This is a genomic window from Lysobacter capsici (genome assembly GCF_014779555.2).
Lineage (GTDB): Bacteria > Pseudomonadota > Gammaproteobacteria > Xanthomonadales > Xanthomonadaceae > Lysobacter > Lysobacter capsici.
This window is the reverse complement of the sequence record NZ_CP094357.1, coordinates 3,914,888-3,935,619: the sequence shown is the minus strand read 5'-3', so window position 1 is coordinate 3,935,619 and position 20,732 is coordinate 3,914,888. Positions and strand designations below refer to the sequence as shown.

General features: G+C 60.5%; 13 protein-coding genes. 12 read left to right on the top strand and 1 reads right to left on the bottom strand.

Translation table 11 applies throughout. The features are described 5' to 3' along the window. The first annotated feature begins 37 nt into the window (after positions 1 to 37). From IEQ11_RS15945 to radC, 3 genes are all read left to right on the top strand, one after another. The gene (locus tag IEQ11_RS15945; protein ID WP_191822875.1) at positions 38 to 1,024 is read left to right on the top strand and encodes a YqaJ viral recombinase family nuclease; all 987 of its coding nucleotides are present in this window, start codon (positions 38 to 40) and stop codon (positions 1,022 to 1,024) included. Between the two features lie 11 nt (positions 1,025 to 1,035). Next, positions 1,036 to 1,932: a recombination directionality factor gene (locus tag IEQ11_RS15940; RefSeq protein WP_191822874.1), complete on the top strand. Its 897-nt coding sequence runs from the start codon at positions 1,036 to 1,038 to the stop codon at positions 1,930 to 1,932. 99 nt (positions 1,933 to 2,031) lie between these two features. Continuing rightward, a complete protein-coding gene (radC, locus tag IEQ11_RS15935) occupies positions 2,032 to 2,529 on the top strand; it encodes a RadC family protein (RefSeq protein WP_049406747.1) in 498 nt (165 codons plus the stop codon). A 182-nt stretch (positions 2,530 to 2,711) separates the two neighbouring features. On the opposite strand, the gene IEQ11_RS15930 is transcribed toward radC, so the two are convergent. Beyond that, positions 2,712 to 3,920, bottom strand: a complete 1,209-nt coding sequence (locus tag IEQ11_RS15930) for an ADP-ribosylglycohydrolase family protein (RefSeq protein ID WP_191822873.1) — start codon at positions 3,918 to 3,920, stop codon at positions 2,712 to 2,714. 186 nt (positions 3,921 to 4,106) lie between these two features. Here IEQ11_RS15930 and IEQ11_RS15925 point away from each other — a divergent pair, with 186 nt between their 5' ends. The 9 genes from IEQ11_RS15925 to IEQ11_RS15885 are packed head-to-tail and all read left to right on the top strand — an operon-like array spanning position 4,107 to position 20,656. Beyond that, entirely contained in the window at positions 4,107 to 5,021 is a 915-nt protein-coding gene (locus IEQ11_RS15925; RefSeq protein WP_049407026.1) for a BrxR family transcriptional regulator, read from the top strand. A gap of 10 nt (positions 5,022 to 5,031) precedes the next feature. Then, positions 5,032 to 5,487 (top strand): BREX-3 system P-loop-containing protein BrxF, encoded by a 456-nt coding sequence (gene brxF / locus IEQ11_RS15920; protein WP_029404808.1) that lies wholly within the window; start codon positions 5,032 to 5,034, stop codon positions 5,485 to 5,487. Between the two features lie 23 nt (positions 5,488 to 5,510). Beyond that, positions 5,511 to 9,251 (top strand): DUF6079 family protein, encoded by a 3,741-nt coding sequence (locus IEQ11_RS15915; protein WP_228464986.1) that lies wholly within the window; start codon positions 5,511 to 5,513, stop codon positions 9,249 to 9,251. A 46-nt stretch (positions 9,252 to 9,297) separates the two neighbouring features. After that, positions 9,298 to 12,138, top strand: coding sequence for a DNA methyltransferase (locus tag IEQ11_RS15910; protein WP_191823350.1), 2,841 nt, complete (start codon positions 9,298 to 9,300; stop codon positions 12,136 to 12,138). Between the two features lie 2 nt (positions 12,139 to 12,140). Continuing rightward, on the top strand, positions 12,141 to 14,948 hold the full coding sequence (locus IEQ11_RS15905) for a DEAD/DEAH box helicase (RefSeq protein ID WP_191823351.1): 2,808 nt from the start codon (positions 12,141 to 12,143) through the stop codon (positions 14,946 to 14,948). Continuing rightward, positions 14,945 to 16,960, top strand: a complete 2,016-nt coding sequence (gene pglZ / locus IEQ11_RS15900) for a BREX-3 system phosphatase PglZ (RefSeq protein WP_191823352.1) — start codon at positions 14,945 to 14,947, stop codon at positions 16,958 to 16,960. The genes IEQ11_RS15905 and pglZ overlap by 4 nt, the downstream gene beginning before the upstream one ends. After that, entirely contained in the window at positions 16,957 to 17,679 is a 723-nt protein-coding gene (locus IEQ11_RS15895) for a hypothetical protein (protein WP_191823353.1), read from the top strand. Before pglZ ends, IEQ11_RS15895 begins: the two co-directional genes overlap by 4 nt. A 16-nt stretch (positions 17,680 to 17,695) precedes the next feature. Further along, positions 17,696 to 18,802: a hypothetical protein gene (locus IEQ11_RS15890; protein ID WP_191823354.1), complete on the top strand. Its 1,107-nt coding sequence runs from the start codon at positions 17,696 to 17,698 to the stop codon at positions 18,800 to 18,802. A gap of 18 nt (positions 18,803 to 18,820) precedes the next feature. After that, complete coding sequence (locus IEQ11_RS15885; protein ID WP_191823355.1) at positions 18,821 to 20,656, top strand: DUF262 domain-containing protein; 1,836 nt, start codon at positions 18,821 to 18,823, stop codon at positions 20,654 to 20,656. The last annotated feature ends 76 nt before the right edge of the window (positions 20,657 to 20,732 follow it).

The window sequence follows — 20,732 nt, the reverse complement described above, 5'->3', positions numbered from 1 at the left end:
GCCATCTGGCCGGGCGTTTCCATTTGGGAGATGGCACATGAAGAAGCAGAACGCGCTGCGCCTGGTCGATACGCGCACGCTGGACCGCGGACAGTGGCTTGAGGTGCGCCGCGGTGGCATCGGCAGCTCCGATGCGGCCACGGCCGTTGGTCTGAACCCTTACAGGAGCCAGTTGGAGCTATGGCTGGAGAAGACCGGGCGGCAGCCGGCCAACGACGCACAGCCCGGCATGGAGGACCCGCGCTATTGGGGCACTTTGCTGGAGCCGTATGTGGCCGTGGCTTACCAGCAGAAGACGGGCCGCAAGGTCCGCAAGCTCAACGCTGTCCTGCAGCACCCCACGCTGCCGTTCATGCTCGCCAACATCGACCGTGAGGTCGTGGGCGATCCGGACGTTCAGATACTGGAGTGCAAGACCGCGGGGGAATTCGGGTCGCGCTTGTGGAAGGACGGGGTGCCCGAGTACGTCCAGCTGCAGGTCCAGCACCAGTTGGCAGTTACAGGCAAGCATGCCGCGGACGTGGCAGTTCTGCTCTGCGGCCAGGACCTGCAGATCCACCGGATCGTCCGGGACGAAGACATCATCGCCCGCCTGGTGGTGCTGGAGGCCCGCTTCTGGGAGTGCGTCGAGACCGACACGCCGCCGGCCGCGGACGGTAGCGAGTCGGCCGCCCGGGCCCTGCGCCACCTGTACCCCGGTAACGACACCAGTCTGGACTTCACAGGAGATGTGGCGCTTTGCCAGGTCTTCGACGAGCTGGCCGGGCTGCGCTCGGAGCTCGACGCCCAGCAACAACGGGCCGAAACGCTCAAGCAGGCAATTCAGCAGGCCATGGGCGATGCATCCAAAGCGATCTTCGCCAATGGCTCGGTCACCTACCGGCGGGCTAAGGACGGCACGTCGTTCGACGCCAAGCGGCTGACCGCCGAGCGCCCCGACATCGCGGCCCAGTACTCGGTCGTGCGTCCCGGAGCGCGCCGGTTCGTTCTGGCCGTCCACACCGACACCCCCAACCAACCTTAGAGGGCGACACCATGTTGAAGGGACTTGTGATTACCCCGCCCGTGGTCGGGCGGATTTCCATCGGGCGCGTGGTCGAGCGCAACGGCAAGCGCCTGCCGGAGAAGGATGATCAGTTCACCCTGACCAGCCAGATCCAGAACCGGGACGGCTGGATCCTGCACCCCCTGGACGAGGTGCTGCGCCAGGCCGCAGGGGGCAAGCTACGCTCGATTCCCGTCCGGTTGATGTTCAACGACCCGAGCCTGAACCTCCGGGCCGACTACTCGTTGTTCGATCGCGCCACGGGGCGCCCGTTGTGCGTCGGTAATGGCGAGACCTGTCGTCGGACCACCCAGGAGGGGATCGCCTCGCTGCCGTGTCCGGGGCCGACCAGCTGCCCTTACGCGACCGGCGACTGCAAGGCCTACGCGCGTCTCAACGTCCTGGTGGGTGATGCCGACGAGGACGCGCTGGGGAGCTTCGTGCTGCGGACGACTTCCTTCAACACGATCCGGACATTGGCGGCACGGATGCAGTACTACAGCGCGGTCTCCGGTGGGCTGTTGGCGTGCATGCCGCTGGAGCTGAAGCTGCGTGGCAAGTCAACGACGATGAGCCACCGCGCCCCGATCTACTACGTGGATCTGGTGGTGCGCTCTGGCATGACGCTGGAACAGGCGATTGCTGACGCCCGCGAGCTGGACGCGCGGCGACGCGCCGCCGGGGTCGACCAGGGCGCGTTGGACGAGGCGGCCCGACGTGGATTCGCCAATGGGGCGTTCGAAGAGCTGGAGGAGGACGTGCCGGCCCTCGTGGAGGAGTTCTATCCCGATGCCGAGCAGGGCGAGCCTGGTCGGGCGCAGCCGGCCCCGCCGCCAGCCCTGCGCGCGCGCCTGCAAGAGAAGGTCGCCCGGCTTGGGACCGGCTGACACGACTTGCCACACCAGGCGATGCGACCACAGGCGCCAATCATTGACCACCACCGAAGGGCGCGCGAGCGCCCTTTTTGGCTTACTGGAGATCACGAAATGACAGACGAACCGGTGCTGGGCCTCTACGTGCGCAGCAGCACCAAACACTATGCCCCCGCGGATGCCGAGGCCGTCTTGGCCGCGGCCAAGCAGATCGTCGACGCCAAGATGCAACGGGGCACTTGCTTCCGCGACCCCAAGATCGCCGCTGAGTTCTTCCTGGCCAAGTTGGGCGGGGCAGAACGCGAAGTGTTCGCTGCAGTGATGCTGGATTCCCGGCATCGCCTGATCCGTTACACGGAGCTGTTCTACGGCTCCATAGACGGGGCCGAGGTGCATCCCCGGGAAGTCGTGAAACAGGCCCTGCGCCTAAACGCAGCCGCGGTCATCCTGGCTCACAACCATCCGTCAGGTGACCCGGAACCGTCTGCCGCAGACCGGGTCGTTACGGCGAGGCTCAAGCAAGCGTTGGCGTTGGTTGATGTACGAGTTATTGACCACGTCATCGTGGGTGGACGTCAGACGGTGAGCTTGGCAGAGAGAGGGTGGCTGTAGCTGCCTTCTCCCGACAGCCGGGCGGCCAGCAAGCGATGTTAGGTAGGCGTCGAAAGGTGCGCGTGCTGAGAACCCCAGATGGACGCCGCGGTGTCCATCTGGGGGGAGTTCCGCATTTTTTTTGGCTCTGCTCGGCACAACGGGCGATGCCGTCGATTTCGCCCACGCCAGTTCACTCTCTCTCAGAATCCCGGGTACTTGCGCCAGATCCGCTGGTTCAGATCTTCGTTGTCGTTGTATTCGCCGATCTCCCAGTCCTTGAACGCGTAGAGATCTTCCGCCAATTCGGTGATGACATCGCGTAACTCCAACGGCTCCAGCCACTCGACAGGGATTGCCTTCACGCCGTGCATGGCGCCGAGCAGGTTGCCCACGATCGATCCAGTCGAGTCAGAGTCGCCATCGTGGTTCACCGCCAGGATCACGCCATGTTTGAAATTGCGGGCGACCAGCGCGCAATAGATGGAGATCGCCAGGGCCTCCTCAGCGATCCAGCCCTGGCCCAGCCGGGTAATGGCTTCTTCATTTGGTAAACCGGAATCGGCTAACTCCTCGGCCATCTCTATTGCCCGCAGCGTCTCCTCGTGGCCGGGCTCGGTTCGCAGAAGGAGTTTGGATGCGTCCAGTGCCTCGCGCAGCGACGCACCATCGGTCAGCGCAAGGATCAGCACCGCCAGCACACCACCGGTCAGGGCTCCGGTCGGGTGCCCATGGGTCAGCGCAGCCAATTCTGTACCCAGCCGGAAGGCGGCTTGAGGAGACTCGTACTGCCGCAGGCGCCAGGCGAACAGACCGACCGGCGCCATCCGCATGACACCGCCGCAGCCCTTGCTGTCGTTGCGGGCCGGCTCCCCGAGGGAGTTCATCGCCCGCAGCGCCGATAGGCACGTATTGCCCGGTGCGCGACGGCTGTGCAGTTGGCGTTGCTGAAACAACCAACCAGGCTCATCCGTGTCGAAGTCGATGTCGCATGTAGGGCGTTCGCCTTGAGTTTGCAGCCAGCGCAAATAGGCGTGGGCCGTTACCCCGGAGTAGGTCGTGATGCCTTTGAAGCAGCCGCGCACCCAGCCTCGGATCAATCCCTCGGCGGTGAACAAGGTCATCTGCGTGTCGTCGGTGATCGTACCCAGTCCACCATAAGCCGGTGCGTACTGAGTGATGCCCTCGGGGCCGAAGCGACGGAGAATCTCGGTCCGCTTCATGAACTCAACCGGTGCGCCCAGCGCATCGCCGACTGCACCACCAAGCAAGCAGCCCAGAAACCGCCCCTGGATCGTGCGTTTTTGCTGGCGCTTGCTGCACCAGGCCGGAGGTGCCGGTGTCTCAAATTCTTCCGTCGCGCTCAAATCGGGCCGCGCGACGCGGTTCAGCTGCTTTCGCCACTCAGGCATATCGGATCCGCCCCCCCCCCCCCCCCCCCCCCCCCCCCCCCCCCCCCCCCCCCCCCCCGGCTTATGGGTATCAAAATGCGACATATATACGGGCCATAATAGATCCATGTACATGCTACTATCGCAGACCATAGGCTGTCATAAACAGCCCCTACAAGCATTCGCTAACCGAACGAGCCAGCCAGGATGTCGAACGAACAGCTTGCAGATCTGACCCAGCCACAACGCGACCGGCTCGCGTTCGTGGAGCTGCGCGTGCTGTTCATCGGGGAGATACGTCGCCAGGACCTAGTTACGCGGTTTGGGATCCAGTCCGCCGCTGCATCCAGAGATCTCGCGCTGTACAAGGACTTGGCGCCCGGCAACATCGACTACGACCCCAAAGGCAAGTCCTACGTCCTGGGGCCGGACTTCCGGCCCGTATTCGACTTCCCTCCCGAGCGGGTGCTGTCGTGGCTGACCCAGGGTTTTGGCGATGGTGAGCCGATGCGGCTCAAGGCGTGGGTGGCGAGCGAGAGCCCGTCCCGGCTTACGCACCCGGACCTGAATGTTCTGGCGAGCGTGACCCGAGCGATTCACCAGGAGTGTCCACTCGGCGTTGAGTACCACTCCATCTCCAATGGCCGCACCGTGCGGGAGATCGTCCCGTTCGCGCTGATCGACAACGGCCTGCGCTGGCACGTCCGCGCCTTCGACCGGAACACTCAGGAGTTTCGGGATTTCGTGATCACTCGGATCAGACGCCCCGTCGTGCTCAAAGGCCAGCCAGTGGCACCCCACGAGATGAGCGAACAAGACATTCAGTGGACCCGGATCGTCGAGCTGGAGTTGGTGCCGCACCCGGATCAACCCCGGCCGGAGATCACCGAAATGGATTACGGCATGCGCGACGGGGTACTGCGGATGAAGCTGCGCGCCGCCACGGCCGGATACATCCTTCGTCAATGGAGTGTGGACTGCACGCCCGACCACAGCTTGCGTGGGCACGAGTATCGGTTGTGGCTGAAGGACCACCTGGCCATCTACGGCGTGCGCAACGCCGTGCTGGCGCCGGGCTACCGATCCCCAGATCAACAACGGCTTGAAGCCGAGTCGGACTGAGGGGTTGAGCATGCTCGCAAAACTCGAACGACTCATCGGCGAAATCGGCGACCTCAACAGCAAGTTGATCCTGCTGGTCGGTCCCAGCCGCAGTGGCAAGACCCAACTGCTGCGCCAACTCAGCGCCAAGCTCAACATCGAGCCGCTCAACGTCGGCCTGGAGTTGGGGCGCCGTTTGGCTGCCACGCCGAACAACAAGCGCGGCTTCTCGGCAGGCGAACTGCTGCGGGAGATCGCGGACAAGGAACGAACTGAAGATCCGCTGCTGCTCGACAACCTCGAGTTGCTGTTCGAGCCGGGCCTGCAGATCAATCCGCTTGACCTCGTCAGGCGGCTGGCTCACTCCAAGCGCGTCGTGGCCGTCTGGCCTGGCGAGCTGCGCGGTGATCGCTTGGTGTACGCCGACATGAGCCATCCAGAACATCGTGACTACAGCCGCGACGGCGTGGTCGTACTCGAAATTTGACGCTACGGGGAAGAGAGAACCATATGGCCAAGAACATGAAATACGGAGATCTGATCCAGTTCGAGCAGATCGAGTCAGTCATTCAGCTGCTCGATGCCGGGCGCCCGGACGAGGCCAAGAAGCTCGTCGCGACCTACGTCATCTCCGACGACATGGCCGAGCGGATCTCCAAGCTCATGGTTCCCCAGCTCAGTTTCGACGACTCGGTCGATCACAAGGGCGTTCTTATCGTCGGCAACTACGGTACCGGTAAGTCGCACTTGATGTCGGTGCTGTCGCTGGTGGCCGAGGATGCGGCCTATGCGCCGATGATCCGCCACCCCAAGGTCGCCGAGGCGGTTGCCCCGATTGCTGGCCGCTTCAAGGTGCTGCGCATCGAGGTGGGCGGGCTGCAGATGCCGCTGCGCCAGATCATCACACTGCAGCTTGAGCGTTTCCTCGAAAAGATCGGCGTCGGCTACACCTTCCCGACTGCCGACAAGGAGCTCAACAACAAGGACTCCTTCGAGGAGATGATGGCCGCGTTCGCGGAGAAATTCCCGGACCAAGGTGTGCTGCTCGTAGTCGACGAGTTCCTGGAATACCTGCAGTCCCGCCGCGATCACGAACTGGTACAGGATCTGGCCATCCTGCGTCAGATCGGCGAGGTCACCAAACACCTGAAGTTCCGCTTCGTCGCTGGTGTGCAGGAAGCCATATTTGACAGCGTGCGCTTCCAGCATGTGGCCGACAGCATGCGCCGGGTCAACGAGCGCTTCACCCAGATCCTGATCGACCGCCAGGATGTCAGCTTCGTCGTCTCCGCGCGCCTGCTCAAGAAGACTGCTGACCAGCAGAACAAGATCCGCGAATACCTCACGCCGTTCGCCAAGTTCTACGGCTCCATGAACGAGCGCATGGACGAGTACGTGCGGTTGTTCCCGGTTCACCCGGATTACCTGAAGACCTTCGAGCAGATCCACTTCACCGAGAAGCGCGGCGCGCTCAAGACCATCGAGGCCGCCATGCTGGCCATCCTCGACCAGGAAGTGCCCACCGACAAGCCTCTGTTCATCAGCTACGAGAGCTTCTGGAACACCATCAAGACCAACTCGGTCTTGCGCGCTGACCCCAACATCAAGGAAGTGATGCGTGTCTCCGAAGTGTTGGAGTCGCGGGTCCAGCAAGCCTTTACGCGCCCGGCTTACAAGGCAATGGCGCTGCGCGTCATCAACGCGTTGGCAGTCCACCGCCTGACCACGGGCGGCGACATCCATGTGCCCATCGGCCCCACGGGTGCCGAGCTGCGTGATGCCCTGTGCCTGTTCCAGCCGGGCGTGGAGGACATGCCGGGCGATCCGGCCGAGAACCTGCTGGCGATGGTCCAGACCGTCATGCGGGAAGTGCTGAAGACCGTCAACGGCCAGTTCATCTCCAAGGCGCCGGACACCGAGCAGTACTACCTCGATCTCAAGAAAGACATCGACTACGACGCGCAGATCGAAAAGCGCGCCGAAGCCCTGTCCGACGACGCGCTGGACCGCGCCTACTACAGCGCCATCAAGGCGCTGATGGAGTGCAGCGACGATCTGCGTTACCCCGGATTCCAGATCTGGCAGTACCAGATCGAGTGGCAGGAGCGCCGCGTCGAACGCATGGGCTACCTGTTCTTTGGCGCACCGAACGATCGGCCCACGGCCCAGCCCGAGCGCGACTTCTACATCTACTTTATCCAGCCCTTTGACAAGCCGAAGTTCAGCGACAACAACCTGGCTGACGAAGTGTTCTTCCGCCTGAAGTCACCGGACGAGGACTACAAGCGCTACCTGTCGCAATACGCGGCGGCACTGGATCTGGCGTCCACCGCCAGCGGCGGCGCGAAAGCCATCTACCTGTCCAAGGCTCAGGACTCGCTGCGGTCCATGAGCAAGTGGCTGCAGGAAAAGCAGATGACCGCGTTCGAGGTCACCTACCAGGGTAAGACCAAGACGCTGCAGGACTGGTCCAAGGGCGTGTCCCTGCGCGACCGTGCGCGACTGGGCCCGGACGAGCGCATCAACTTCCGCGACGTGGTGAACATCGTCTCCGGCCTGGCACTCGGCCAGCGCTTTGCTGACATCTCGCCCGAGTACCCCAGCTTCTCGGTGCTGGTCACCGAGGCCAACCGCAAGCAACTGATCGGCAACGCACTGCGCGCACTGGCCGGCGGTACTCGCACCAAAGATGCGCTCGCCATGCTCGATGCGCTGGAGTTGCTCGATGGTGATCGCGTCGACCCCGCCAACTCCCGCTATGCGCAGGAGGTGCTGAAGCGGCTCAAGGCCAAGGGGCACGGCCAGGTGCTCAACCGCAGCGAACTGCTGTCGGGCACGTCCGATGTCGAGTATTTCGCGCCGATCAAGTACCGGCTGGAACCCGATCTGCTGGTCACTGTGCTGGGCGGCCTGGTCTACTCCGGCGACATCGTGCTGTCGATCACCGGCGACAAGATAGACTCCGGCAAATTGACCCAGCTGGCGGAACGCTCGCTGGAGGAACTCAAGCAGTTCAAGCACGTCGAGGCACCCAAAGAGATCAACCTCGCGGTGCTGCGCGCCTTGTTCGAGTTGTTCGATCTGCCGTCCGGCCTGGCCCAGAAGGCCAGCCAGGGCGACACCGAGCCGGTCATCAAACTGCAGGAGAAAGTCAGTGCGCTGGTGCCGCGCGTGCTCAAGGCCGGCTCCGACCTGCAGCAAGGCAAGCTGGGCTTTTGGGGCCAGAACCTGCTGCGAGAAGAAGAAGCCAAAGACTGGCACGCCAGGCTGGATTCGCTGAAGAAGTTCAGCGAGTCGCTGGCACCGTACAACACCGTCGGCAAGCTCAAGAACCTGCGCGTCACCCAGGAAGACCTGGACGGCCAGAAGAAGAATTTGGAGATCCTGGCAGCCGTCGAGCGTCTGCTCGAACTGGTGGTGGAGCTGGGCAGCACGGCATCCTACCTCTCGCAGGCCGAAATGGTGCTGCCCGCTGATCACCCGTGGGTGAAACAGGCCGAGGCCGCCCGCAAGGCGCTACAGGACAAGCTGAGCCAGGACCGCACAGCCGAGCACGCTGCCGAATACCGGCAGACGCTTAACCAGCTCAAGAAGGACTACATCACCGCCTACATCGCCAGCCACAGCAAGGCGCGTCTGGGCGTGGCCGAGGACAAGACCCGCAACGCCCTGCGCAAGGACGACCGCCTGCTGGCGCTGCGCGTGTTGGCCGGCGTGTCGCTGATGCCAACCAGCCAACTCACTGCCTTCGAGGAGTCGCTTAACGGCCTCAAGAGCTGTTCCTCCTTGGACGAACCGACCCTGGTCACTGCCGCCGTCTGCCCGCACTGCCAGTTCCGCCCGTCTGCCGAGCAATTGGAGCTGATCCCGGCTGCCAACCGCCTGCACAAGCTGGACGACGACCTGGATCAGTTGGTGACCAACTGGCAACAAACCCTGCTGGAGAACCTGGATGACCCCTTCACGCAGGACAGCCTGGGCTTGTTGCCACCCGCATCCAAGAAGCTGATCGATGCCTTCCTGGCCTCACGCAAGCTGCCGGACCCAATGACCACCGAGTTCGCCAATGCCGTGCAAGAGGCGCTGTCGGGGCTGGAGAAGATCGCGGTCAAGGGCGACGAGATCAAGCAAGCGCTGCTGCAAGGCGGCTCCCCGGCCACGCCGGAGGACCTGCGCAAGCGCTTCGACACCTTCATGAACGAGCGCTGCAAGGGCAAGGATGCCACCAAGCTGCGCTTCGTGATCGAGTGACACGGTGAACGCTCGACCATGACAACAAGAATTTGAGGAATGACTGATGAGTGATCTCTTCCAGAACCACGCGGCCAAATCCGGCCCGGTTGAATGCCTCGGGCAAACGTTCCCGAGTGATGAGGCTCGCCGCGAGCACTACCTGAAGCTGCTTGCCGAGAAGTTGAAAGATCCGGCGTTCCGGAAGATCGGAGGCTTTCCGCAGGGTACAGACGAGGCCATCCTGGCTCTATCTGATCCGCCGTACTACACGGCCTGCCCGAATCCTTTCATCGAGGATTTTATTCAGTACTACGGAAAATCATACGACTCATCCGTCCAGTATCTCAAAGAGCCATTCTTTGCAGATGTGAGTGAAGGCAAATACGACCCGCTATATAAGCTCCATCCGTATCACACCAAAGTTCCGCATAGAGCGATCATGCGCTACATCCTTCAGTACACCGAGCCGGGCGATATAGTCCAGGATGCGTTTGCGGGCAGTGGTGCAACCGGAATCGCAGCCCAACTTTGCGGAAATAAGGCCATTGTTGAGTCTCTTGGGTACAAAGTGGACTCGAATGGGGTTGTTTCGAGAGAAGAGATTGTCGACGGAAAAGAGTCGTGGGTTCCGTTTTCGAAGGTCGGCGCAAGAAAAGCCATATTGAGCGACTTATCTCCAGTCGCTGGTTTTATTTCATATGTTTACAACACCCCATCTGACCCTATCTCATTTCAACGCGATGCGCAAAAAGTGCTTCGCGCAGCCGAGGAAAAGTATGGGTGGATGTTTCAAACGGCTCATAGCCCAACTAACGATCAGCTTCAGCTTGCCGTAGAGGAGATCAACTCAAAAGATGTCCCCGACCTAGGGAAAGTTTGTGCGGTCGGCAGAGTTAATTACACGGTATGGTCTGATGTATTTACATGCCCAGAATGCGCTGGCGATGTTGTGTTTTGGAATACTGCCGTTGATATAGAGGGGGGGAAGGTTAACGATCAATTCAGCTGTCCTTCATGTGCCGCTTCACTAACGAAGCGCTCAATGGAAAGGAAATGGCAGAAATTGATGGACCCATACTTGGGGCATATAGTTGAGCAGGCAGTCCAGGTTCCAGTGATGATCAACTACAAGGTTGGGAAGAAAAGATTTCAAAAGATTCCTGATCAAGCTGACATTGCCCTGATTCTAAAAACGGAGTCTCTTAGGGCAACCGAATGGTGTCCAACGTTCCAGTTGCCGACAGGTTTTAATACCCGTCAACCAATTGAGTCCCATGGATTGACTCACATTCATCATTTCTACACGGGAAGAAATCGCATTGCATTGGCGGCATTTAATGCCTTGTGCGAACATCCGCTACTAAAGTCACTGGTGACAACGGTCGCGTTCCGTATAACAAAAAGATATGGCTTGACTTATCAGGCAGGTACTTGGGGTGCGGGGGGCGGGCCGACTAATGGAACCCTCTATATTCCATCTCTTGTCAAAGAGCTGAATATGTTTGAGATGCTCGATAACGCAATCTCAAAGAGCGAATCAAAAACAGACATCAATGAGCTGAACGCAATATTGTCGACGCAATCAACGCAGGGACTGAAGCTGCCGCACAACTCAATTGACTATGCTTTCATAGACCCACCTTTTGGCGCCAACATCATGTACTCGGAGCTTAACGCGCTCTGGGAGGGCTGGCTTGGCGCGCTGACCGATGCCAAAGATGAAGCGATCGAAAGCAAAGCACAGTCAAAATCGTTGAACGACTATCGAAAAATGATGGCGGACGGTTTAAAAAACGTCTACGAGGCACTCAAGCCAGGTCGTTGGGTCACCATCGAGTTTTCGAATACGCAAGCAAGTGTTTGGAATGCAATTCAAACATCGTTGCAGGAAGCGGGGTTCGTAGTCGCCAACGTTGCTGCTCTTGATAAGCAGAAAGGAAGCTTTAAAGCCATCACGACAACAACGGCAGTTAAACAAGATTTGGTTATTTCTGCATACAAACCGAATGGCGGACTTGAAGACCGATTCTCCAAGTCAGGAGGGACTGAAGAATCTGTTTGGGATTTCGTTCGGACCCACCTGCGATATTTGCCGAGAGTAAAAGTCAAAGATGGAGAACTTGAGTTCATCGCGGAGCGCGATCCGCGAATAATCTTTGATCGCATGGTGGCCTGGTTTGTCCTGCACAACACACCTGTCCCAATGTCGACACACGAATTTCAATCAGGTCTCACTCAGCGGTTTGTTGAGCGGGATGGAATGGTCTTTTTGCCGGATCAGGTCACCGAGTACGACAAGAAGCGTATGCAGGTTGCCATCGCTCCTCAAATGGAGATGTTCGTATCTGATGAGCGCAGTGCGATTGATTGGTTGTCCGATTTTTTGAAACGTGGCCCTTCAACCTATCAAGAGATCCACACAGATTTCATCAGCCAACTCGGGGCTGGTTGGAAGAAGCATGAGTCCAAGCCTGAACTTGCCGCCTTGCTCGAAGATAACTTCATTCAGTACGACGGCACGGGGGAGGTCCCGAGCCAGATTCATAGTTATCTCTCGACCAACCACAAGGATCTGCGCGGCTTGGAGAAGAACAGCCCAGCCCTCGTGGCCAAGGCCAAGGATCGTTGGTACGTGCCCGACCCGAACAAAGCACAGGACTTGGAAAAGAAGCGCGAGAAGGCGTTGCTCAAGGAGTTCGACCACTATCGAGCATTCACGGGTCGTCGACTGAAGGAATTCCGCCTGGAAGCGCTGCGCGCTGGCTTCAGAGCCGCATGGGGCAATAAGGACTACCAGACGATTATCGACATCGCGAAGAAGGTGCCTGACGAGGCGCTGCAAGAGGACGAGAAGCTGCTCACCCTCTATGACCTCGCGCTGACCCGTACCGAAGACGGGATCTGAGCGTGGCCGGCGGCGGATTCACCATCGGCGACTGGTGCTGGTTCACCCGGCAGGCATCGCCCTGCCGGGTGATCGAGCGCCAGGACGTATGGGGCGAGGTCGCTTACCGCGTCTGGCTGCCGGCCAAGGACGCGGTGGTGCGCGCCCGGGCGGCGGACCTTGCCTCGCTGGAAAGCGTACGCCCGAGCGTGGAGCAGATCCTGCACACCACGGCGGCGGCCAAGCTGCTGGACGCGCTGGAGGACAACCTGCTGCTGGCGCCCATCCAGTCCAGCGTGGTGCCGCTGCCGCATCAGCTCTATGCGCTGAACCGCGCGATCAGCCGTGATCGCATCCGCTACCTGCTGGCCGATGAAGTGGGCCTGGGCAAGACCATCGAGGCCGGCTTGGTGCTGCGCGAGTTGAAGTTGCGTGGCCGGGTGAAGCGCATCTTGGTGGTGGCGCCCAAGGGGCTGGTGCGCCAATGGCAGGCAGAGATGCGTCTGCACTTCGGCGAGAAGTTTCAGTTCATCGAGCCGTCCGAGCTGGCGGCCTTCCGCCAGTGGCCCAGCGGCGGCGCGGGCGAGGAAGAAAACCTGTGGCGCATGCACGACCAGGTGATCTGCTCGCTGGACTCGGTGAAGCCCCTGGAAGGCCGGCGCGGCTGGAGCCTGGAGCAACTCAACACCTACAACCGCGAGCGCTTCGAGGACCTGATCTCAGCATCGTGGGATCTGGTCATCATTGACGAAGCCCACCGTATGGGCGGCAGCACCGAGCAGGTGGCCCGCTACAAGCTGGGCGCCGCACTGGCCGAAGCATCACCCTATCTCTTGTTGCTCTCAGCAACGCCGCACCAGGGCAAGACCGATCAGTTCATGCGCTTGATGCAGTTACTGGACCGCGAGGCCTTCCCGGATGAGAGCAGCGTCAGCCGCGACCGTGTGCGCCCCTTCGTGATCCGCACCGAGAAGCGCGCATCGATCAATGCTGAAGGCCAGCCGCTGTTCAAGCCGCGTGTCACCCGGCTGCAGGCGGTTGCCTGGCAGGCACGACATGGCTCGCAGCAGCGCCTGTACGAGGCGGTGACCGACTATGTGCGCCACGGCTACAACCAGGCCATGGCGGCCAAGCAGCGCCACATCGGCTTCTTGATGATCCTGATGCAGCGGCTGGTGACGTCCAGTACGGCAGCCATCCGCACCACGCTGGAAAAGCGCCAGGCCCTGCTTGAAGCACCGCAGCCGCAGGCCAACCTGTTCGAGAACACCAGCGCTGACGAGTGGGCGGACCTCGACGGCCAGTCCCAGGTGGATCTGGCCATGCAGTCCAGTGGCTGGGAGCTGGAGAAGTCCGAAGTCGAGATGCTGCTGGATCTGGCACGGGAAACCGAGGCCGCTGGCACCGATGCCAAGGCCGAGGCGCTGCTGGAGCTGATCTACAAGCTGCAGCAGGAGGAAGGCGACCCGGCGCTGAAGGTGCTGATCTTCACCGAGTTCGTGCCCACGCAAGCCATGCTGGCCGATTTCCTGGAGAGCCGTGGATTTTCGGTGACAACGCTCAACGGCAGCATGGATCTGGAAACCCGCACCCGTGCGCAGCAGGCGTTCTCCAAGGATGTGCGCGTGCTGATATCCACCGATGCCGGTGGTGAAGGTTTGAACCTGCAGTTCTGCCACGTCATCGTCAACTTCGACATGCCGTGGAACCCGATGCGGATCGAGCAGCGCATTGGCCGGGTGGACCGCATTGGTCAGAAGCACGTGGTCCGCGCCATCAATTTCGTGCTTGAAGACACCGTGGAACACCGCGTGCGCCAGGTGCTGGAGGAAAAGCTCGAGGTCATCGCGCAGGAGTTTGGCGTCGACAAGGCGGCTGATGTGATGGATTCGGCTGAGGCCGACCCGATCTTCGACGAGCTGTTCGTGCACGGTCTGCAGAACCCTGATGCCATCGAACAGGAGTGCGACGCGGTGGTGTCGCAACTGCGCTCCACCCTTGCAGAGTCGAAGAAGAATAGCGATCTGCTCACTACTGAACATGATCTGGATGCCGACGATGCCCGCAAGTGGCGCGACCACCCAGCGCAGTTCTGGCTGGAGCGCGCCATCACCAGCGGGTTGGCTGCGCGCGGTGGCTCCGCCATCAAGGCGGGCAATGCATGGCGGGTGAAGTGGGCAGACGGCAGCGAATCGGTGCAGGCCTGCTTTGACGCCCGCACTGCGGATGAGAACCCGGAGTTGGAATGGGTCACGATGGAAGATCCACGTGCCCGTGCTGTGATCAGCGAGCTGCCGCGCTTTGTCGCCGGCCAGCCACTGCCGGTGATCCGCGTGACCGGGCTGCCGGATTCGGTACGCGGCATTTGGTCGCTGTGGGAGATCAGTCTGGCGGCTGAAGGCTTGAGTCGGAAGCGCTTCCTGCCGGTGTTCATCAACGAGGAAGGCCGGCCCTTCGTGCCGACAGCCAAGCGCGTCTGGGATCTGCTGCTGACTGAAACCGTGGATGTGCTTGCCGTGACCGGTGCCGAGGAGTCGGTGAAATGGTTCGAGGCATCGCATGCCGCCGCCAGTACCCATGGTGAACGAATCTTCACTGAACTGCTGACCGAACACCGCGCCCGGCTGAAGGAAGAACGCGAGCGTGCGGTGTATGCGTTCGAGGCACGAAGCCAGGCGATTGGACGAATTGGCTTGCCCGCCGTGCGCGAGCACCGGCGCAAGCGGCTGCAACAAGAACACGATGCACGCATGGCCGCTCTCGATGACATGGAGGCCAGCGTGCCGGATTTGAATGCCGTGATGATGGTGCGCGTCGGAGGTGATGCATGAGCCTTTGGACGAAACGCATCCTGAGCCACTTCACAGCCGATCTCACCCGGCTATGGGTGGCTTGCGACCCTGATGATGTGTTGCTCGACGAGAAGCTGTTGACCGAGCTACGCGGTCGCGGCTTTGAGCTGATGCTCTACGAGGACCCGTTTGCCTTCCGCGCGGAATATGAGGAACGCTACCGCGCGGCATGGGATCGGGGTGAGCAAGGACCAGCGCCCTCTCTGGTTTTGCATCTGCGCAGCGCCGACGCGAATGCGTTGCCGTGGGACATCGTGCATCACGGTCGTGTGGTGCGCCTCAGCCTTGCCGATCTGTTCCCCAAGCTGGCTTACAGCGCCGTGCAACAAGTGGAGCCGGAGCATCTTGCCGGGCTGTTTCAAGCCCACCATACGGAATTGCAGAATGCACGGGGCGAGAACGAATCGAAGGACTTCATCCTCGAGCACGTCTACCAACTGGCGCCAAGGTCTATCCGCACCCAGGTGGACTTCTGGCGCGAGCTGTTGCGGCTTCACTTCGCCAACCGTTCGTTGCCGCCCCTGTTTGCCCAGCACGCGGCGAGCATCATCCAAGACAAAGGGCTGTTCCCGGACCAACCCGTCGCCACATGGCTGGCATCCAAGAGTGCGCTGCTGCGTGTGGTGCAGGACGCGTGGTATCGCTACTTGTCGAAATTGGGGCTGGATGGCACCCGTACAGGCGAACCTCCGCCGCCAGATTACGTCGCCAAGATCGAGATTCCCTTCGACCACTCCGATGTGCAGGTGCTGGTCGACTCCATGTTCCTCGACGGCAGCTTGCATCCGCTGGCGGTGCACAGCGTCCCGGCTGGAGTGCCGAGTTGGATCAAGGCCGGGATCGTTCAGGACCCAGCGGCGTTGCATGCGTTGGTGCTCAAAGGCATCGATGGCCTGATCGATGCGACGCCAACGGCGGCATCTTCGCACAAGGACTGGAGCGAGTTCGCCAAGCGCTACGGTGAGATCCTGGCCCGCACGCATGGCCTGCCAGGCACGGAAGGCAGCGAACACTTGCCGGTCATTCGGGAGCGGATCAAGACCTTGCAGGCGCAATCGGACGAGCATCTGCAAGCCTGGGTCGCAGCCAAGCACTACGCCGACCTGATCCTGCAGCCGGTGACCAAGGGCCCGGTGATGGTGCACCACGTGCCGCGCTTCTTGCGCCATCGGCGGTCCGCAGGGGAAACCAAGGTCGCTCTATTGGTGTTCGACGGGCTGGCCTTCGATCAGTGGGTGCAGATCCGCGAGCGCCTGATCGCCACCACAAAGTGCTTCGCGTTCGACGAAGGAACCGCTTTCGCATGGCTGCCGACCGTGACATCGGTGTCGCGCCAGGCGCTGTTCTCTGGCCTGAAACCACGTGAGTTCGACGACTCCATCGACAGGACGGACAAGGAGGAATCCTTGTGGAAGACGTTCTGGCAGAACGAAGGCGTCAACTCGAATGAGGTGATGTACCGACGCGCGCTGCGCCAGATTGATCAACTGGATGTGCTTGAGGCGGACTTGAACGACCGGCGTCCGAAGGTGGTGGGCCTGGTCATCGATGAGGTGGACGATCGGCTCCACAAGGAGCGGTCTAAGAAGGACGTGGCGATGTGGATCGGCAACTGGTTGTCGACCGGATTCGTCGACCGACTGTTCTCGCTGCTGCTGGACAGGGGATACCACATCTATCTCACGGCGGACCACGGCAATGTGGAGTCCACCGGCGTCGGCAGACCCAACCAGGGCGTGATTGCCGAGACGCGTGGAGAGCGCGTGCGGGTCTACCGGAGTGAGCCGTTGCTGGCCGATTCCGCTGCGGCCTATCCCACCACAGTCAGGTTGGACATCGCTGGACTACCCGCGAACTTCATGCCCCTATTCGCAGGCGGACGAACCGCCTTTGTGCCGGAGGGCGAGCAGGTGGTGGTCCACGGCGGGGTGTCGATCGAAGAGTTGATCGTGCCCTTTGTGAAAGTCAGTTATGTGATTGGTACCGAATGAATTCATCAGCCCCAAAAATAGGCTTTGATCGGTTCATTCAGCTTGATTGGGCGGCTGCGGCACTGAATATTCGTGCGGGCGCGGCTGGGCTAGATGATCTGAATGCACTGCTCGATGCAGCCGAGCTTGGCGTGGAAGCCAAGAAGAAAACACGCACCGTATTGAATCGGCTGTGGCTGGAGCCGCGCGCCGAACTGGTCGATTACGCGGATCGCGGCGTGGCCATCCACAAGACGCAGCCGGACATACCGGTCGCGGCGCTGTGCTGGGGTATGTCGGTGGCGACCTACCCGTTTTTTGGCAAAGTGGCCGAGCTGGTGGGCCGCCTCTCCGCCATCCAGGGCGACTGCGCGTCCGCCGAAGTGCATCGCCGGATGAGCGAGACCTACGGAGAGCGCGAAGGCACTCGGCGCATGACCAACATGGTCATCCAGAGCCAGGCGAGTTGGGGCGCCGTGGAGCGGGTCGAGAAAGGCAAGCGGGTCATCCGGCTGGCACCAACCGCGATCGACAACGACGGACTGACGGCCTGGTTGATCGAGACGGCCGTGCGCTACGCCGGCAAGCCCGTTTCAGTACCCAGTCTGCAGTCGCTGCCCGTGCTGTTCCCGTTCAACTTGACGCGGCCTCTGGCCTACGTGGTGTCGAACAGTGCGAACCTGATCCTTCGGTCGGAAGGTCCGAGTAACCAGTTCGTCGCATTGCGCAGCACGATATGAGAACGAGACTTAGGCGATGACGGAACCGACACAACCGCATGGCGACGAGCCGAAGAAGAAATCGCTGAAGTTACTGCTGCGGTCGAAGCCCATCACCGAGGTTGAGACATCGATTGGCCGTATCTATCTGTACCCGCTGCGGGTCCGAGATATGACTGATTTCGGGAGCCTGGAGCCTGCGGGGGTATACAGTCAGGTCAGGAATTTCCTCTCCAGCATCGGCAGCCTGACCGTGGAAACAGATGACGCGCCGGAACGCATCCCTCTCGATCAGGAGATCACAAAGACGCTTTCAGACGATGAAGTCGAGCAGATTGCCGAAGCGTATGTTCAATCGTCTGAATGGCAGAAAGTCCGGGAACGTGCGGAGGATCGCAAGCCTGTTGCGCGGGAGGATGGTGAATCGGCCTCGGCTTACCTGATTCGGCTGATGCAGGGCGAAGTCGAACACCAGCACCAAGCCGCAAAGCAGCTGCAAGAGAAGATCCTTGGCTCTAGTCGTGGACTTTTCGATCAGGTGCGAAAGAGCTACACGGAACTTGGATCGACAGTGAAGGCGTTTGAAGCCATTTCCCGTCCAACGCTCGAACCGTCGCTTTCCCGTGGACACTTGGAGATAAGCAATCATCTCGCAGAGCACAGCGCACGTATGGCGCGCGAGCGCGCGGAAGAGCTGGAGATGGTCCGACTCACGGGGAAGATGACCGCCGAATCGGCCAAGACTCTCAAGGATTTGGCCGAGGCGGCGAGTGCCCTGATGGAGCAGTTCGACGAGCGCGATCGCAAGGCAGACAAGTCCACGCGAAAGCAGATCACCATCGCTGTTTGGTCAGTTGGCGTTTCGGCTGTACTAGCGTTGCTCGCCTTGATTCTCTCAGGCCTCGCCTACGTCCAAGATCGGAACAACGGTCTCGCTGGTGATCAGTGGCAAGCAAAACTGCTGACTGTGGTCGAGCAAGGAAACAAACAGCTTTCAGCCGTTGAGCGTGAGAATGAAGCGCTGCGACAACATGTGCATTCACTGGCAGCCCGCATCTCTGAGTTGGAGGCGACTCAACGAAGCAGCACCCAATCCGAGCCGCCACAAATTGGATCCAATCAAAGCCCCGGCCCGATCAAATAGAAAAAGAAGGACAGAAAGATGGCACGCATCGAAAACCACAAGTACAGCATCGAAGAAGCATTCCGGGAATGCTTCTACATCGTCCCGGACTATCAGCGCGAGTACGTCTGGACGGACAAGGAAGTGCATCAGTTGCTGGAGGACATTGGGGAGCAGATCGATGCGGGCACGACGCGGGAATACTTCATCGGCACAGTGCTGGTGTCGCCGACCGACCAGAAGAACCATTACGAGGTGATCGACGGCCAGCAGCGTCTGACCACCTTCTTCCTGCTCCTGTGCGCGCTGAAGCATCTGTTCCAGGGCGAGCCGCAGCGGCAGATGATCTCCGGGTTGATCTCGACCAGTTACGTGGACAGCGACGGCGAGGTGCGCACCAACCTGAAGCTGGAGCCGCGTTACGAGAGTGCGGGTGAAGTAATGTCCAAGCTGGTGGAGCTGGACGCCGATCCTCAGGCGGTGCGCGCGGGCATTCAGGCGGCAGGCATCGCCAGCTTTGGCTCGCTGGAAAATCTGGTCAGCGCCTACAGCACGCTGTATCGCTACTTGAAGGACAACTACGACGACGCGCCAAAACTGAAGAAGTATTGGGGCTACTTGGCCAACAACGTAGTGTTCATCCAGATCTCCACCGACGTCAGCAGCGCGCTGAAGATCTTCGAGACCATCAACGAGCGCGGCGTTGGACTGAACCCGATGGACTTGCTGAAGAACCTGCTGTTCACGCAGGTCAAGCAGGGGCAGTTCACCCAGCTCAAGGACGAGTGGAAGAAGATCACCAAGCCGCTTGAGAAGGAGAAGGAAAAGCCGCTGCGCTTCTTGCGCTACTTCCTGATGGCCAATTACGTCATCAAGAACGAGCGCGGCGACGCGGTAGTGCGTGAGGACGAGATCTACGATTGGTTCATCGCCAAGGACAACGCGGCGCTGTGCGATTACGCAGGCAAGCCCTTCGAGTTCGTGCGCAAGGTTATCCGCAACGTCGAGCACTATCTGGCTTTCGCCAATGGCCTCGGCAACGATGGCAAGCCTAGTCTGGCGATGGACAGCCTCAAGCGGCTGGCAGGCGGTGCGTTCAGTTTGCACTTTGTCCTGCTGCTGGCGGCGGCGAATTTCCCCAAGCCGCTGTTCGACCATTTCGTGGCGCAGCTGGAGAGCTTCCTCTTCTACTACATCTTCACCAAGACACCGACCAAGGATCTAGAACGCAGCTTCTCTCAGTGGGCCGACGAGCTGCGCGCAATTGCCGAGACCAGCGATCCGGCGAAACAGAAGGTGCAGCTCAACGACTTCATTGCCGAGCGCTTCGAGACGAACATGGCGAGCAAAGCACAGGAGCTGGCCGACGCCCTCAAGCGTTTCACGCTGTATTCGATGCAGCAGTACCGCACGCGCTACCTGCTGGCACGGCTAACACAGCACGTCGAGATGGCGTTCAGCGGCCTGAAGTCGCGGGGCAGTCTGGAGCCTTTCACCAAGCTGGAAATCGAGCACATCCTCCCCGACAACCCGAAGGCGGAACTGCGCGCCGCGTGGGCGGCAGAAAGCCCGAACGCGGTCTACGATGACTACAAGAATCGACTCGGCAATCTGACCTTGCTGGAAAAACCGATCAACATTGTCGCGGGAAACGACTTCTACACTGTCAAGCAGGTCGAGTACGGCAAGAGCGGCAACTACCTAACCCGAAGCTTGGTGGCGCTGACCGACGTCGGACAGAACACGTCTATCTCTCGAATCAATGAAAAGCTGGCGGCGTTTCCTGCGTGGGATGCTTCATCCATCGAAAAGCGGCACGAGATGCTTGTGACGTTGGCTCGTGATGTTTGGAAAACTATACCTATCGAGGTCTGACGAGCGAGCGCAATCATGCGGAAGTGCCGGATCATGCATAAAAAAATGCCCGGCGCTTGCCGGACATTTTGTTTGC

Bases quoted from the DNA above. Each gene is read 5' to 3' on its own strand.
- IEQ11_RS15925 (WP_049407026.1), top strand. From the start codon at position 4,107: ATGTCGAACGAACAGCTTGCAGATCTGACCCAGCCACAACGCGACCGG.
- IEQ11_RS15910 (WP_191823350.1), top strand. From the start codon at position 9,298: ATGAGTGATCTCTTCCAGAACCACGCGGCCAAATCCGGCCCGGTTGAA.
- IEQ11_RS15930 (WP_191822873.1), bottom strand. From the start codon at position 3,920: ATGCCTGAGTGGCGAAAGCAGCTGAACCGCGTCGCGCGGCCCGATTTG.
- IEQ11_RS15915 (WP_228464986.1), top strand. From the start codon at position 5,511: ATGGCCAAGAACATGAAATACGGAGATCTGATCCAGTTCGAGCAGATC.
- IEQ11_RS15940 (WP_191822874.1), top strand. From the start codon at position 1,036: ATGTTGAAGGGACTTGTGATTACCCCGCCCGTGGTCGGGCGGATTTCC.
- brxF (WP_029404808.1), top strand. From the start codon at position 5,032: ATGCTCGCAAAACTCGAACGACTCATCGGCGAAATCGGCGACCTCAAC.
- IEQ11_RS15945 (WP_191822875.1), top strand. From the start codon at position 38: ATGAAGAAGCAGAACGCGCTGCGCCTGGTCGATACGCGCACGCTGGAC.
- radC (WP_049406747.1), top strand. From the start codon at position 2,032: ATGACAGACGAACCGGTGCTGGGCCTCTACGTGCGCAGCAGCACCAAA.
- IEQ11_RS15885 (WP_191823355.1), top strand. From the start codon at position 18,821: ATGGCACGCATCGAAAACCACAAGTACAGCATCGAAGAAGCATTCCGG.
- pglZ (WP_191823352.1), top strand. From the start codon at position 14,945: ATGAGCCTTTGGACGAAACGCATCCTGAGCCACTTCACAGCCGATCTC.
- IEQ11_RS15895 (WP_191823353.1), top strand. From the start codon at position 16,957: ATGAATTCATCAGCCCCAAAAATAGGCTTTGATCGGTTCATTCAGCTT.
- IEQ11_RS15890 (WP_191823354.1), top strand. From the start codon at position 17,696: ATGACGGAACCGACACAACCGCATGGCGACGAGCCGAAGAAGAAATCG.